We start from the raw sequence: 15,460 nt of genomic DNA on the forward strand, positions 1-15,460 counted from the left end.
CGATGTCGACGGTGTCGAGGTGCTGGGCTGCCGGAGCGTCGGCGGTGAGGCGTGGGGCCGCCGCGATGTCGACGGTGTCGAGGTGCTGGGCTGCCGGAGCGTCGGCGGTGAGGCGTGGGGCCGCCGCGATGTCGACGGTGTCGAGGTGCTGGGCTGCCGAGCCCTCGACGACCGCCTTCGGCCAGGTCGAGACGTAGAGCCGGCCCCGGTGCTCGGTCAGGTCGGCGACCTGGGTGGGCAGGTCGGCGACCTCGGTGAAGGTGAACGGGTCGGTGCGGTCGCCGGTCCAGCGCAGCACCCTGCCCGCCTCGCCGCCGTTGGCGCCCAGTCCGACCCCGGCGTAGAGCACGCCACCGGCCACCGCCCAGTGACGGATGTTCTCGTACGCGGAGAGGTTGGTCGAACCGAGGTACCGGCCGGTGACGGTGTCGAAGGCGAACATGTTCACCCCGCCGATCACGCTCGGGCCGGCCAGCAGCACGACGCCCTGGTGTGCGGCGGCGCTGCGCAGCCCGGCGGTCGTGTTCAGCAGGTCCGCGTCGGCCGGGGAGGCGGAGGTGATGTCGGCGGTGCGTTCGGTGAGCCGCTCGGTGGCCAGGTCGTAGGTGTAGACCTCGGGGGTGCGGTGGTCGCCGAGGGTGGCCGGCCAGGCCGGGTTGTTCCGGGCGGGCTGGCTCTGGCCGAACTCGCAGGCGTAGTCGTCGTTGAGGATCGGTTCCCGGACCTGGTAGCCCTCGGGCTTCAGGCAGAGCACGTTCGCCCCGGTGCCGAACCAGAGCCGGCGGCCGGCCTGGGCGAGACCCCAGACGTACGACTGGTTGACCTTGGGCTGGCCCACCGCGCAGGGCGGTCCGGGCGGATAGTCGACGCCGATTCCGGCGAAGCACTCGTCGGCGGCGGCCTTGGCGAGCAGCCGTACCGACTCGGGCCGAATGTCGGCGCTGGCCGGGGTGGCGAAGGTGGATAGCAGAACCAGGACGACAAACGCGGGCAGTAGTCGTCCGGGCAGGGGAAGTCGACGTGGCACGGTGGTCCTTTCCGCGAACACCGGTCGGGGATGGCAGGGGCCAGGGCGGGAGGCGCTGGACCGCTTTCGACCAGGGGAGATGGGTGATCGGCGTGGCGCACGGGAATCCGGGTCAAGTCGGCGTCGAGCATCGACTGTCATGAATTGAATTGGTTTGGGTGGGCTGGCGGGCCGACGTGTCGGGGCAGGGTTCGTCGATAACGGTGGAAGGGGCTGCCGAATCGCCGTGGGCAACGCGGGAAAAGACTAACGCATTTCAATGTCCCGGCTCATTGTGGAAGATGTTAAAGAGTCTTGAACGGATCGACCTGGCCCGCCGGGTCGGGGGTGTGATCGTCTGAATGCATGTCGAACTGGCCCGACCGGGGCAACGACGGAAATTGATGATGCACGGGGCGGTTCGCTGGTGTCGCGGCATACCGTTGCCAACCGGCTGTTGCGGGGCACTGTCGGCAGGTCGTTCGGTGCCGGCAATGGTGCAGGGTCGACTGGGTCGCTGGTCAGGGGTGCTGTCGGGGTCGCCGGTCGAGCGCTCTCGACAACGCCCGCGATCAGCGGAAACCATGCCGGGCGTACGGGTCGTGCGGGTCCGCCGGGCGCGGTGCACCGGGGTGGTCCGGTCGGTTGGTCGGGCGGTGCGGGGCCGACCCGAGGTGACGTCCCGGTGGCCCCGTCGAATTGCGGGCATATTCATTTTCCGTAAACACCGGCTATGAACTTGATGACAGTTAATGCGAAGTTCTCAATCCGCGGGCAGTGATCGCTGGCGGCGGGCGCGGGGTGATGGTTGGCGCTCGGGGCGGTTCTCCGTGCGGAGGTGTCCGGGTCGTCGTCCGAGGGTGTTCCGGTGACTGTGGGCGGGTGGCCGCCGGGTCATGCCGGGTCGGCGTCGTCGCCCGGCCGACGCCCCGGCGTCAGGGTTGGTCGGTGTCGGTGGGCGGGCTCTGCGCCGCCGCCGGTGTCGAGGCCGTCTCGTCGGGCGGGGCAGTCCGACGTGTCGGGTGTGCGGTAGTGTCTCGCACGCGGATCTTCCCAGTAACAAGGAATTCATACATTCCTATGATTCCATGCCCCATCATGTAGGGGATCGATTCCCTTGCATGGAGGTTCCCATGAACGTGTCTCGGCTCGGCGGGCCGACTCTGTCGCTGTTCCGCATCGTCGTCGGCCTGCTGTTCACGCTGCACGGCCTGTCCTCGGTCTTCGGGTTGTTCGGTGGCAACCCGATGACCGGTAAGGCCATCCCGGTCGGTGCCTGGCCGGGCTGGTGGGCCGCGCTGATCCAGCTGGTCTGCGGCGCGCTGGTGCTGATCGGGCTCTTCGCCCGCCCCGCCGCGCTCCTCGCGTCCGGCTCGATGGCGTACGCCTACTTCGTGGTGCACCAGCCGCAGGACCTGCTGCCGCTGCGCAACGGGGGCGAGCTGTCGGTGCTCTTCTGCTGGTCCTTCCTGCTGGTCGCGGTGCTCGGCCCGGGTGCCTGGGCGCTCGACACGCTGCTCGCCCGCAGGCGTGCCGACTCCCCGTCGGCACCGGTGGTCGAGCCGAGTTCGGTGCCGGTCTGACACGCTGACCCGCGTCGCCGGAGCCTCGACGAGGCGGCCCCGGCGACGCGCCCGGTCAGGGGTTGTAGGGAGCGTCGGTGTGGCTCACCTCGGCGAGCGTGCTGCCGGAGAGCTTGTAGACCGACGTCCGCCGGGTGTCCAGCTCGGCCATGCCCCGGCCGGGGCCACGGGTCAACCAGACCACGGTGGCCCTGCGCCCGGCCACGCTGATCGAGACGACCGGGGTCCGGTCGCCGAGCTCGGTCAGCGCCCGGAACACCGGCACGCCACCGTTGTTGCGCCACGCCGCGAGGGTGTAGAAGGTGCCGGTGCCCCCGGAGTTGAGCGATACCGCGCCCACCGCGTCCACCGCGCCGTCCCCGTCGAGGTCGCCGATTCCGCACGCCTTCTCCAGCGTCACCCTGGTGCCGTCCTCGCCGACCCACTGTCCCTGGGCCAGCGGCAGGTAGTCCGGGTAGCCGTTGTAGGGGGTCTTGCTGCTGCCGAGTCGGGCGTCCGCCAGATGGGCGCAGGTCAACGGGGCCTTGACCAGGGCCGGGGTGGTGGGAGCGGTTGCCCGGGTGGTGGCGGGAGCGATCTTCGTCTGCGGTGACGGCGTCGCGCTGGTGGGAGTCGCCTCGGGGGTGGCTGCGCTCAGCACCGCAGTGGGGGAGGGCTCGGTGGGCGGGCCGGCCGTGGGAGTCGCCTCGGCCGCGCCCTGCTCACCCCCGCACGCGGCGAGCAGGCAGACCAGGGCGAGGGTCGTGAGGCTCGACGAGATCCGTCGCATGGGCGGGGGTCCTCTCTCGACGTCAGGTGCCCGCACCGTACTGATCGACGGCAATGCCGGTCATCGGCTCGACGGCCGGGCCGGACCGGCCTGTCGGAGCGCGCTCAGGGGCCGACCGGAGGGCCGATGTACGGGTGTGCCCGCTCCCCGGTGGGTCACGATCACGGACGTTCTGAGCTGGGAACTTCCTCGAAACATCGGCCGGCGTCGGCGCTGTCGGCGGGTAGGGGTTCACAACGTGGGAGCCGACTGGGCGATGGCCGGGAAGCTGCCTAGACTCGGTCGCACAACTGCATACCTCATCCAGAGGGGCTGAGGGATACGGCCCGACGACGCCCCGGCAACCACCCCGCGCGCTCATCGCTGAGCGTCCGGCGGGGCAGGTGCCAATTCCGTCCCCGCCGCAGGGTGCGATGCGGGGAAAGATGAGAGGACCCTCGACATGACGTCGACGCTCGCCGCCCCCGGTATCGACACCACCGTCAGCCCCGCCCGTGCCCTGGTCTGCCGCGCCTGTTCCGCCCGCTACCCACTCGTCGCGCAGCACGCCTGTTACGAGTGTTTCGGCCCGCTGGAGGTCGACTACGACACCGCCGCGCTGGCCACCGTCACCCGGGAGCAGATCGAGGCCGGCCCGCAGAACATCTGGCGGTACGCCGCCCTCCTCCCCGCCGGCCAGGACCCGACCACCCGGGTCACCCTCGACCCGGGGCTGACCCCGCTGGTCGCCGCCGGGCAGCTCGCCGCCGAGCTGGGCATCACCGCGCCGCTCTGGATCAAGGACGACAGCGCCAACCCGACCCACTCGTTCAAGGACCGGGTCGTCTCGGTGGCGCTGACCGCCGCTCGGGCGCTCGGCTTCCACCGGTTCGCCTGCGCCTCGACCGGCAACCTGGCGAACTCGGTGGCCGCCCACGCGGCCCGCGCCGGAGTTCCCTCGGTGGTCTTCATCCCCGGCGACCTGGAGCAGGGCAAGGTGATCACCACCGCCGTCTACGGCGGCGAACTGGTGGCCATCGACGGCTCGTACGACGACGTGAACCGGCTCTGCGGCGAGCTGGTGGAGACCGACGAGTTCGAGGACACCGCCTTCGTCAACGTCAACGTCCGGCCGTACTACGCCGAGGGTTCCAAGACCCTCGGGTACGAGGTGGCCGAGCAGCTCGGCTGGCGGATCCCGGCCCAGGTGGTCATCCCGATGGCCTCCGGCGAACTGCTCACCAAGATCGACAAGGCGTTCACCGAACTGGTCGAGATCGGCCTGGTCGAGGCGCCGGCCGGGGGCTGGAAGGTGTTCGGGGCCCAGTCGGCCGGGTGCAACCCGATCGCCGCCGCCCTGCACGCCGACACCGACACCATCACCCCGGTCCGGCCGACCGGCATCGCCAAGTCGCTCAACATCGGCGACCCGGCCGCCGGCCTGTACGCCCTGGAGGCGGTGCGGCGTACCGGTGGCTGGATGGAGTACGTCGACGACGACGAGATCCGCGCCGGCATCCGGCTGCTGGCCCGGACCACCGGCGTCTTCGCCGAGACGGCCGGTGGGGTGACCGTGGCGGTGCTGCGCAAGCTCGTCGAGTCCGGCCGGCTCGACCCGACCGCCGAGACGGTCGTCTTCAACACCGGCGAGGGTCTCAAGACCATCGACGCGGTCGCCGGTCAGGTCGGCCCGACCCACCGGATCAAGCCGTCCCTGCGTGCCGCCCGCGACGCCGGCCTCCTCTCCTGACCCACCACGTCCCGTCCCCCCGTCCTGCCGTCCCGCCGCACGCGGCGGGACGGCAGGACGGGGATCGGGTGGGGTGATCGACTCGCTTGGGTGCGTACTGCGGTGTCAGCCCGCCGGGACACCGCATCATCGGCCCAGTGGTGTCGATCAAGCGCGGCCGGGGCGGTCCGGTCCGGGGTGGTCCGGGGTGGTCCGGGGCAAGGGGGTCCGGGGTGGGGCGGGTTGATCTTTGCGTGACCGGGTTTTCGCGGTGAGTGGCGAAAACCCACCGGGAAGGACTTGACGGCAGGAACCGGACGGCGCAAGATGCTCCGTGCGGGAGGGCTTTCGCCGGAGACTTTTCAAGTTCTTACGACCCAACGCCGGAGGCGTTGTGCGAACGTCCCTCCCGACCAACGTGTGAGGGGGCCAGCGGAAATCCGCTGGCCCCCTTCGTCATCCGCGGGGAAGACTCGCGGCGTGGACCTTGACATCGCAACAATCGATCCGGCCGACCAGTCGACCCTCGATGCGGCCTACCGGATCGCGGCGGCGGCCGGGGCGGTGGACGAACCGGATCTGCCGCCGCTGTGCCGGCGACGGTTCGAGGCGCTGGTGCGGCATCCGATGCCCGGCATCGACACCCGCTGGTCGGTGGCGCGCCTCGACGGGGTGCCCGTCGGCTGGGTCCGCGTCGACCTGCACCTGCTGGACAACATCGAGAACGCCGGCGTCGACCTGGTGGTGGATCCGGCGTACCGGCGGCGGGGGGTGGGGCGGGCCCTGTTCGCGTACGCCCGGCGACAGCTCCGGGAGGCCGGTTGCACGCGGGCGGTCGGTTCCGCGGTGGCCGCGCTGCCGGGGGAGCAGGAAAGGGAACTGCCCGGGGCCGCCTTCGCGGCGGCCCTCGGCGCGAAGGCGGCGCTCGTCGACGTCCGCCGTCGGCTGGACGTCGCCGCGCTCGATCGGCCCCGGTTGGCGGCCCTGCTGGCCGACGCGCGGGCCGCCGCCGCCGGCTACCGCACCGTGCGCTGGCAGGGCCATCCCCCCGAGGAGTACGTCGCCGACCTCGCCCACCTGGAGGGCCGGCTGCTGGCCGACGCCCCCCTCGGAGACCTCGCGTGGGAGCCGGAGAAGGTGGACGCCGAGCGGATCCGGGGCATGGAGCGGGCGCTGGACGCGCGGGGAATCCGCCGCTACAGCGTCGCCGCCGTGCACGAGGGGTCCGGCCGGTTGATCGGGTGGAGCCTGCTCAGCCTTGCCGCGAACACCACCCGGTACGCCCTGCAGCAGATCACCATCGTCGACCCGGCCCACCGCGGTCACCGGCTCGGCCTGCTCTGCAAGGCCGAGAACCTCGAGCACACCCTGGCGTACGAGCCGGAGCTGGACGTGATCGACACCTACAACGCGGCGGCGAACACCCACATGATCGCGGTCAACGAGCAGCTCGGCTTCCGGCCGGCGGCCGGGTCCACGGATTGGCAGCTGACCATCTGAGTGTGACACGCCCCTACTGATCTGGCTGTCATCTGTTGCATGATGGCGGGCATGACGGAGACCCCGCACCCGCTGTACGACAGGCACGCCGACACCCTCCACCGTGCGCTGACCGCGATCACGGAGCGGGGGTACTGGTCCGCCTACCCCGAATCGCCCAGCCCCCGGGTGTACGGCGAGACCGCCGCCGCCGACGGGAAGGCCGCCTTCGAGGCGTACCTCGGTGGCGACTTTCCGCTCGACCAGCCCGGCGCGGCCGACCGGGTCGCCACCGAGGCGAGCCCGTTCGGGCTGGCCCTGGACGTGCGCTACCCGCACCCGGGCGCGGACGAGCTGGTCGCCGCCGCCTCCGCGGCCCTGCCGGCCTGGCGTGACGCCGGTCCGCAGGCCCGGGTGGGGGTCTGCCTGGAGATCCTCGACCGGCTGCACAAGCACATCTTCGAGCTGGCCAACGCGGTGCAGTTCACCAGCGGCCAGGCGTTCGTGATGGCCTTCCAGGCCGGTGGCGCGCACGCGCTGGACCGGGCCCTGGAGGCGCTCGCCTACGCGTACGCGGAGATGACCCGGCACCCGGGGACGGCCGGTTGGGAGAAGGCCGCCGGCAAGGGCGACCCGCTGCGGATGACCAAGACGTTCCACGTGGTCCCGCGCGGGGTGGCGCTGGTGATCGGCTGCAACACCTTCCCGACCTGGAACTCGTACCCCGGTCTGTTCGCCTCGCTGGTCACCGGCAACCCGGTGGTGGTCAAGCCGCACCCCCGCGCCGTGCTGCCGCTGGCGATCACCGTGCGGTACGCCCGGGAGGTGCTCGCCGAGGCCGGCTTCGACCCCGACCTGGTGCTGCTCGCCCCCGAGGCCCCCGGCGAGAAGCTGGCGTCGACCCTGGCCCTGGACCCGGCGGTGAAGATCGTCGACTTCACCGGTTCCACCGAGTACGGCGACTGGCTGGAGGCCAACGCCCGGCAGGCGACGGTCTACACCGAGAAGGCCGGCCTGAACACCGTCGTGATCGACTCCACCGACGACTTCGCCGGGATGTGCCGCAACCTGGGCTTCACGCTGACCCTCTACAGCGGGCAGATGTGCACCACCTCGCAGAACATCCTGATCCCGGCCGGGGGCATCGCCACCGACCAGGGGCACCGGAGCTTCGACGAGGTGGCCGCCGGCATCGCCGCCACCGTCGGCAAGCTCACCGCCGACCCCGCCCGGGGCGTCGAGCTGACCGGGGCGATCGTCAACGACGGGGTGCTGGAACGCCTCGACGAGGTCACCAAGGTCGGCGAGGCGGTGCTGGAGTCGCGTACCGTCGCGCACCCGTCGCTGCCCGACGCGGTGGTCCGGACGCCGACCATCGTCAAGCTCGCCGCCGGTGACACCGAGGTCTACGGCCGGGAGTGGTTCGGGCCGATCTCGTTCGTCATCGCCACCGACTCGACCGCGCACAGCATCGAGATCATGCGGGCCACGGTGGGCGAGAAGGGCGCGCTGACCGCCGCCGTCTACTCGACCGACGAGGCGGTGCTGGACGCCACCGAGGCCGCCGCCGTCGACGTCGGGGTGCACCTGTCCTGCAACCTGACCGGCGGGGTGTTCGTCAACCAGTCGGCTGCCTTTTCCGACTTCCACGGCAGCGGCGCGAACCCGGCCGCCAACGCCGCCCTCACCGACGGCGCCTACGTGGCCAACCGCTTCCGCATAGTCCAAACCCGCCGCCCCGCCTAACCCCACCCCCGTCCGGTGGAATCCGGTGATCAAGAGGTTTACGTCATCCAGGAGCTTGCTCTTGACGTAAACCTCTTGATCACCGGGGAGGGAGGGGGAGGGGAGGGGTGGGGGAGGGGGAGGGGAGGCGGGAGGGAGGGGAGGGGAGGCGGGAGGGGAAGGGGAGGGGGTTAGGCGGGGCGGCGCATTTGGAGTTCGTTCAGGGCGGGGAGTTTGGGGTGGGGGACGCGTACGCCGGTGTCGGTGAAGCCCAGTCGGTGGTAGGCCCGGTAGGCGCGGTCGTTGCCGACCACGACCTCCAGCATCAGTTCGGACCGGCCGCAGGCGCGGGACCAGGCCGCGACCTCGTCGATCAGGGCGCGGAGCAGGCCGGTGCCGCGCCAGGAGGGGGTCACGTAGACCGCGTAGACCACGGTCAGGTCGGGCACCCCGGGGGCGGCGCTGCCCCCGGCGTGCCCGACCAGCCGGCCGCCCGGGTCGGCGACGAACTGGGCGGTGTGGCACCCCTGGGACACGTAGGCGATCCGGGCCGCGTACTCGGCGTGCGGGCGGGCGGCGGCCTCGGCGACGGTCTCCAGGAAGGCCAGGGGCGCGTCCGCGAGCATCTCCAGCCGCAGCGCCCGCATCCGGGCGGCGTCCTGCGGACGCACCCGGTGCACGGGGGCCGTCCTGGTCGCCGGCGGGGCCGGGGCGGATGTCATGTACGCATGCATACCGCAGCGATGGTCGCCAATGAGTGACCGGGTCGATACCCGTCTGATTTAGCCCGATTTGCGGTCGTGCGCCGTCGTCACTCCTCGTGTAGCGTGCGATTTCGGTCACCGATTCAGCGGCCTTCACCGATCGCCGAAACGGTGGTTCTCCGCTGTCGGCCCGCCGGCATCCCGGGGTTGTGGAACGCCGCGCAGAGTGAGGAAGTGCACCGTGGCACAGGGCACCGTCAAGTGGTTCAACTCCGAAAAGGGCTACGGCTTCATCGCCGTCGACGGCGGGCAGGACGTCTTCGTCCACTTCTCCGCCATCGAGATGGACGGCTACAAGGCGCTGGACGACGGTCAGCGGGTGGAGTTCGAGATCGCCCAGGGCCAGAAGGGCCCGCAGGCCGAACGGGTCCGCGTCATCGCCTGACCGCCTCCCCGGTCCCGTCGCTCGGGCACCCGGTCCCGTCCGTCGCGCCCGCGTGACGGACGGCCGCGCGGTTCCGTCCGTGGGGCCCCGGGCGAGGAGCGCGTGACGAGATCCCACCCGTCAACTACCCGCGTGACGGTTGGCGGCGCGGGTGAGTGCCGGGGAAGATCGTGAACCGTCCAGGCGTCCTCGCTGAGGAGGGTTCATGTCCGACCAGTCACCTTCGGGTTCGCCCGACCCCGCTGCCGGGTCTCCGGGTGGGCCGTGGGGGCCACCGTCCGGGCAGCCGCCCTGGGGTCCGCCCGCGGCCGGGTCGCCGGCCTGGGTCTACCCGGCCGCCGGCAACCTTCCGCCCGGCGTCGGCCCGTACCCCGGCTTCCCGCCGGGTGGTGGCTATCCGCCGGGCGGGGGTGGCTACCCGCCGTACGCCGGAGGTGACGCCTGGGGCCCGCCCGACCCCCTGGTCAACCCGCCGCACGCCGGGCTGGACGGCTGGTTCGCCCGGTGCACCGGCGCGTTGCGCCGGGGCTGGCGGATCCTGCTGCCGTTGATGCTGCTCACCCAGGCCGTGCCGGCGATGGCCGTGTCCCTGCTCTCGCTCGGCATGGGGCCGGACGCCGCACCGCTGCCCGCCGACGGCTCGCTCCCTGACGGCTACCTCAGTGACCTGGCGATCTATGGGGTCTCGGTGATCCTGGTCGCCCTGGCGTTCGGGGTGGTGCAGGGCATCGGCTGGGCGGGCGGCACCTGGGTGGTGGCCCGGCAGGCCGCCGGTCAGCCGGCCGACCTGTCCGGCGCGCTGCGCTACGGCGCGCGCCGCTGCCTCGGGCTGTGGGGCTGGATGCTGGTGCTGGGCGTGCTCATCGGGGTCGGCGTCTGCCTCTGCCTGCTGCCCGGCATCTACCTCGCGTTCGCCCTGGCCCTGGCCGGCCCGGTCTACCTGTTCGAGGGGCAGAATCCCGTCGGTCGCTCGTTCCGTCTCTTCCACGACCGGTTGGGCATGGTGCTCGGCCGGGTGGCGCTGGTCGCGGTGGTGGTGATCCTCGGCGGCATGCTCGGCGGGGTGGTGGAGTCGATCGGCACCCTGCCGTTCGGCACCGACCCGTTCACCGCGCCCGGCACCGCCGTCGGTGCGGTGGTGGTGATCCTGGTGAGCGCGGTGCTGGTGGTCCCGGTCTACCTGGTGCAACTGGTCGGACTGGTCGTGACGTACGCCGAGCAGCGGGCGCACGAGGGATCGGTGAACACCGCGCGACTGGTGGCGGAACTTGGCTGACCGGCCCGATCGTGCTTGCACTCGGCAGGGGAGAGTGCTAAACAAGTCATTGGCACTCGCATACGCTGAGTGCCAATGGTCGGGGCGGTAGGGCCACGGTCACACCGACGTCTCGATGGCGTCGGGTGGCACATGGCCGGTCGTCGCGGGCTGTCCGGCCCGACCGAGGAGGACGTCGTCGTCGCCAGGTGGCGACGTCCCCAAGGTGCGTACACCAGGCGGCCCGTCCGGGGCACAACACCCGGGTGGCCCGTGAGTGTCCAGGAGGACAACGCCGTATGGCCAAGATGATCGCGTTCGACGAAGAGGCTCGCCGCGGCCTCGAGCGGGGCATGAACCAGCTCGCCGACGCCGTGAAGGTGACGCTCGGCCCCAAGGGCCGCAACGTGGTGCTCGAGAAGAAGTGGGGTGCCCCCACCATCACCAACGATGGTGTGAGCATCGCCAAGGAGATCGAGCTCGAGGACCCGTACGAGAAGATCGGCGCCGAGCTGGTCAAGGAGGTCGCCAAGAAGACCGACGACGTTGCCGGTGACGGCACGACGACGGCGACCGTCCTGGCCCAGGCCCTGGTGCGCGAGGGTCTGCGCAACGTGGCCGCCGGTGCCAACCCGATGGCCCTGAAGCGGGGCATCGAGGCTGCCGTGGCCAGCGTCTCGGAGGAGCTGTCCAAGCTCGCCAAGGACGTCGAGACCAAGGAGCAGATCGCCTCCACCGCCTCCATCTCCGCCGGTGACAGCACCGTCGGCGAGATCATCGCCGAGGCGATGGACAAGGTCGGCAAGGAAGGCGTCATCACCGTCGAGGAGAGCAACACCTTCGGCCTGGAGCTTGAGCTCACCGAGGGCATGCGCTTCGACAAGGGCTACATCTCCGCGTACTTCATGACCGACCCGGAGCGTATGGAGGCCGTCTTCGACGACCCGTACCTCCTGATCGTCAACAGCAAGATCTCGTCGGTGAAGGACCTGCTCCCGATCCTGGAGAAGGTCATGCAGTCGGGCAAGCCGCTGCTGATCATCTCCGAGGACATCGAGGGCGAGGCCCTGGCGACCCTGGTCGTCAACAAGGTCCGGGGCACCTTCAAGTCGGTCGCCGTCAAGGCGCCGGGCTTCGGTGACCGCCGCAAGGCCATGCTCGCCGACATCGCCATCCTCACCGGTGGCCAGGTCATCAGCGAGGAGGTCGGCCTCAAGCTGGACGCCGTCGGCCTCGACATGCTGGGCCGCGCCCGCAAGGTCGTGGTGACCAAGGACGAGACCACCATCGTCGACGGTGCCGGCGACGCCGACCAGATCCAGGGCCGGGTCAACCAGATCCGGGCCGAGATCGACAAGAGCGACTCCGACTACGACCGTGAGAAGCTGCAGGAGCGGCTGGCCAAGCTGGCCGGCGGCGTCGCGGTGATCAAGGTCGGCGCGGCCACCGAGGTCGAGCTGAAGGAGCGCAAGCACCGCATCGAGGACGCCGTCCGCAACGCGAAGGCCGCCGTCGAGGAGGGCATCGTCCCGGGTGGTGGCGTCGCGCTGGTGCAGGCCGGCAAGACCGCCTTCGACAAGCTGGACCTGACCGGCGACGAGGCGACCGGCGCGCAGATCGTCAAGATCGCGCTGGACGCCCCGCTGCGGCAGATCGCCGTCAACGCCGGCCTGGAGGGTGGCGTGGTCGTCGAGCGCGTCCGCAACCTGGACGCCGGTCACGGCCTCAACGCCGCCAGCGGTGAGTACGTCGACCTGCTGGCCGCGGGCATCATCGACCCGGCCAAGGTGACCCGGTCGGCGCTGCAGAACGCCGCGTCGATCGCGGCGCTCTTCCTCACCACCGAGGCCGTCGTGGCGGACAAGCCGGAGAAGACCCCGGCCGCCCCGGCTGGCCCGGGTGGCGGGGACATGGACTTCTGAGTCCAGCTCCACACGCCGACAGGGGCGGGCCGCGCGAGCGGTCCGCCCCTGTCGGCGTCCGTGTCCGTGTCCGTCCGTGTCCGACGGGCGGCAACCGGGCGCTCCCGGCTCCAAGGGGATCCTGGTCCACCGGCCACAGGTGCCGCAGGCAGACGGACGGGCCACCGGGTTGAGGGTCGCCGGGCCGCCGGTCGCCGGGCAGCCGGGTCGCGGCAACGGGGTCAGCCCCGGGCCGCCCGCACCGCCGCGTACGCGTCGACCAGCCCGGCGCCGGTCGCCGCCGTTGTGCCGCAGCCGCCACCGGCGGGCCCGGCCGGCTGCGCGGTGTCCCGCAGGATGCTCCGGGTCCGGGCCAGGTCACCGACCAGCGCCGGATTCGCCGACCACATCAACGCCACCACGCCCGCCACCTGCGGGGTGGCCATCGAGGTGCCGTCCTGCCTGGCGTAGCCACCGCCGGGCATCGCGGACAGGATCTCCGCCCCCGGGGCGACCAGGTCCGGTTTGGCTGCCCCGCCGGGGGCGGGACCTCGGCTGGAGAACTCGGTGACGGCCCGGTCCCGGCCCACCGCGCCCACCGTCAGCACGTCCGGGTACGGCGCCGGCGGGTCGACGATCGACCCGCAGTCCGGGCCGGTGTTCCCGGCGGCGGCCAGCACGAGGATGCCCGCGGCCTCCAGCGCGGCGGTCGCCGGGCGCAGCGCACCCGGGTCGCAGCCCTCCACCGGCGGGCACCCCCACGAGTTGGTGAGCACGTCCGGGGCCCGCTCCGGCCGGCCGTCGGTGAACGGGTCACCACCGGCCGGGAAGGGGGCCAGCATGAACTGGAGGCAGTCCAGGTAGTGGGCCGGGTTGCCCAGGTTGCGGTCGAGGTTGACGCAGCCCACCCACTGCGCGCCGGGGGCCACCCCGATGCCGTCGCGGCCCACCGCGCTGCCCGTGGTGTGGGTGCCGTGGCCGCCGGAGTCGGTGGGGATGCGGGTGTGCTCCCACGGGTCGTACCAGGAGTCGTCGCCGCCCCGGAAGCCGGCGGCCAGCGCCGGGTGGGTGCCGTCGACCCCGGAGTCGGAGCTGCCGATCACCACCCCGGCACCGGTGACGTCCAGCTCCGACCAGACCCGGTCGGCACCGACCATCCGGATGTTCCACTCCGGGCCGGTCGGTGCGGGCCGGTCGCCCCTGCTGACCGGTGCCGGTGCGGGCAACGGCCGGAGTCGCTGGCTGACCAGCACCCGGGCCACCTCGGGCCGACGGGAGAGCCAGGCCCGTACCGCCGGTCCGCCGTCCGTCTCGATCGCGTTGACCAGGTAGTACGGCGTCGGGTCGAGGCGCAGCCGGGTCAGGTCCCGGCGTAACGCGCCCTGGGTTCGCTCGGCGGTGGACACCAGCCGGCGGTAGACCTCGGCGGTCCGCGCGTCCCGGCCCGCCCGGCCGGGCGTACCGGCGGGGATTCCGGTCAGGTCGGCCTGCTCGCGGAGCACCACCAGGAGCCGCTCGCCGTAGAGGCCGGGTCGGCCGGCGGCCACGTCGACCACGCCGACGGTGAGCAGCAGGACGGCTGCGGTCGACGCGGCGACCAGCCGGCTCGGGGCGTGCCCGCGTGGCCGGGCGAGCAGCACCCCGTACCCGATGGCCAGGGCGACCGCGACGGCGAGCCCGACGCCGGTCGCGACCGCGACCCAGTACGGCACGTCGCGGGTGTTGGCCAGCAGGATCGAGATCTCCTCCGGGTCGGTGAGGGCCAGCGGGCCGAACACCGCCAGGCCGACCAGCCAGCGGACCGGTGCGGACCCGGCCGGTGCGCCGGCCCGCCGGGCCGCCACCTGGCACGCGCCCAGGACGAAGCCGAGCGGCGGGACGAACAGCAGCGCGGGGAGTTGGGCGCCGGACTGGCCGGTGCCGGCGCCGAGCAGCAGCAGGACCACCCCTGCGACCAGGCCGCCGACCAGCACCGTACGGGCGGCCCGGGGTGGCCCGTCGCCGGCGAAGGGGGACCAGAACCGGTCACCCAGCAGCGTCCCGGCCAGCAGGCCGACCGCCGTCGCGGCGAGCGCGGCGAGCACCGTCTCCAGCAGGCCACCCAGCGCGCCGAGCCAGACCCACGGCAGCAGCAGGGCCAGCCCGGCCGCCATCGCCAGCAGGGTGACCGCCCGGGGTCGCCCGGCGTCGCCGGCCGGCTCGGCCCTGCCGACCGCACCACCCGGAGATCCGGGCCTGCCCGGATGGGCCGGGTCGACCTGATGGGCCGGGTCGACCTGATGGGCCGGGTCGACCTGATGGGGTGGACGGACCGGTGGGGTCGCGGTGGCCTGCCCGGCGACGACGGCCCGGCGGGGCAGGCGGGCGGCCAGCAGGGCGAGCAGTGCCGCCGTCGCGGCCAGGGCAGCCAGGTACAGCTCGTGGTGCACCGGCGGCAATGCCCGCAGCGACCCGAGCGCGAGCAGGGCGAGCGCTGCCGCAAGCCAGCCGCGCCCGGTGGTCCGGACCGTCGCCGCCCGGGGGAGCAGCGCCAGCAACAGCGCGGGTACGCCGACCAGCAGGGCGGTGACCAGGGCAAGTGCTGGCCAGAGCCACACCCACCGGTCCTGCCCGATCGCCACCAGCACCTGCTCGGCCGCCCACCCCCCGGCCTGGAGCAGCACGCTGACGGTGACCACCCAACCACCCGTCAGGGCAGCCGCGACGATCGGCCACGGACCCGGGGGGCGGTCCGGGCGGGGCGGAAAGCCGTGACCCGGTGGCGGCGGTGTGTCGGCCAGCATCCGGAAACAGTACGACGTCCACCGCCCCACGCCGCGCTACCACCGGCGACGGGTGCGGTGTTGATCTCGACGGCGGTCGGGCCTGCTGCCGGCGGGGCCGGG

Annotated in this window: 10 protein-coding genes, 1 pseudogene and 1 riboswitch; of the genes and pseudogenes, 7 read left to right on the forward strand and 4 right to left on the reverse strand. The window is 72.3% G+C overall.

Annotated elements, in window-relative coordinates:
* Positions 1–1,027, reverse strand: a pseudogene (locus ACIG87_RS16610) (hypothetical protein); the annotation flags it as partial.
* A 1,112-nt stretch (positions 1,028–2,139) separates the two neighbouring features.
* Between ACIG87_RS16610 and ACIG87_RS16615 the strand changes: the two are divergent.
* On the forward strand, positions 2,140–2,589 hold the full coding sequence (locus ACIG87_RS16615; RefSeq protein ID WP_396851378.1) for a DoxX family protein: 450 nt from the start codon (positions 2,140–2,142) through the stop codon (positions 2,587–2,589).
* A gap of 55 nt (positions 2,590–2,644) precedes the next feature.
* Here the strand turns inward: ACIG87_RS16615 and ACIG87_RS16620 are convergent, their stop codons facing one another.
* Positions 2,645–3,358, reverse strand: coding sequence for a hypothetical protein (locus ACIG87_RS16620; RefSeq protein ID WP_396851379.1), 714 nt, complete (start codon positions 3,356–3,358; stop codon positions 2,645–2,647).
* Positions 3,359–3,654: 296 nt separating this feature from the next.
* A riboswitch (SAM riboswitch) is annotated at positions 3,655–3,790 on the forward strand.
* A gap of 10 nt (positions 3,791–3,800) precedes the next feature.
* Between ACIG87_RS16620 and thrC the strand changes: the two genes are divergently transcribed.
* The 3 genes from thrC (at position 3,801) to paaN (ending at position 8,291) form a co-directional block, all read left to right on the forward strand.
* Positions 3,801–5,087 (forward strand): threonine synthase, encoded by a 1,287-nt coding sequence (gene thrC / locus ACIG87_RS16625; protein ID WP_396851380.1) that lies wholly within the window; start codon positions 3,801–3,803, stop codon positions 5,085–5,087.
* Between the two features lie 459 nt (positions 5,088–5,546).
* Entirely contained in the window at positions 5,547–6,566 is a 1,020-nt protein-coding gene (locus ACIG87_RS16630) for a GNAT family N-acetyltransferase (protein ID WP_396851381.1), read from the forward strand.
* Positions 6,567–6,617: 51 nt separating this feature from the next.
* Positions 6,618–8,291 (forward strand): phenylacetic acid degradation protein PaaN, encoded by a 1,674-nt coding sequence (gene paaN / locus ACIG87_RS16635; RefSeq protein ID WP_396851382.1) that lies wholly within the window; start codon positions 6,618–6,620, stop codon positions 8,289–8,291.
* A 170-nt stretch (positions 8,292–8,461) separates the two neighbouring features.
* Here paaN and ACIG87_RS16640 read toward each other — a convergent pair whose 3' ends face one another.
* Positions 8,462–8,992, reverse strand: a complete 531-nt coding sequence (locus tag ACIG87_RS16640; protein ID WP_396851383.1) for a GNAT family N-acetyltransferase — start codon at positions 8,990–8,992, stop codon at positions 8,462–8,464.
* 223 nt (positions 8,993–9,215) lie between these two features.
* Between ACIG87_RS16640 and ACIG87_RS16645 the strand changes: the two genes are divergently transcribed.
* The 3 genes from ACIG87_RS16645 (at position 9,216) to groL (ending at position 12,596) form a co-directional block, all read left to right on the forward strand.
* Entirely contained in the window at positions 9,216–9,419 is a 204-nt protein-coding gene (locus ACIG87_RS16645) for a cold-shock protein (RefSeq protein WP_067305333.1), read from the forward strand.
* A 205-nt stretch (positions 9,420–9,624) separates the two neighbouring features.
* Positions 9,625–10,695: a hypothetical protein gene (locus ACIG87_RS16650; RefSeq protein ID WP_396851384.1), complete on the forward strand. Its 1,071-nt coding sequence runs from the start codon at positions 9,625–9,627 to the stop codon at positions 10,693–10,695.
* Between the two features lie 278 nt (positions 10,696–10,973).
* Complete coding sequence (groL, locus tag ACIG87_RS16655) at positions 10,974–12,596, forward strand: chaperonin GroEL (RefSeq protein WP_396851385.1); 1,623 nt, start codon at positions 10,974–10,976, stop codon at positions 12,594–12,596.
* Positions 12,597–12,817: 221 nt separating this feature from the next.
* On the opposite strand, the gene ACIG87_RS16660 is transcribed toward groL, so the two are convergent.
* On the reverse strand, positions 12,818–15,358 hold the full coding sequence (locus tag ACIG87_RS16660) for a S8 family serine peptidase (RefSeq protein ID WP_396851386.1): 2,541 nt from the start codon (positions 15,356–15,358) through the stop codon (positions 12,818–12,820).
* Positions 15,359–15,460: the final 102 nt, after the last annotated feature.

The sequence above is a fragment of the Micromonospora sp. NPDC051925 genome (assembly GCF_044548625.1).
Taxonomy (GTDB): domain Bacteria; phylum Actinomycetota; class Actinomycetes; order Mycobacteriales; family Micromonosporaceae; genus Micromonospora.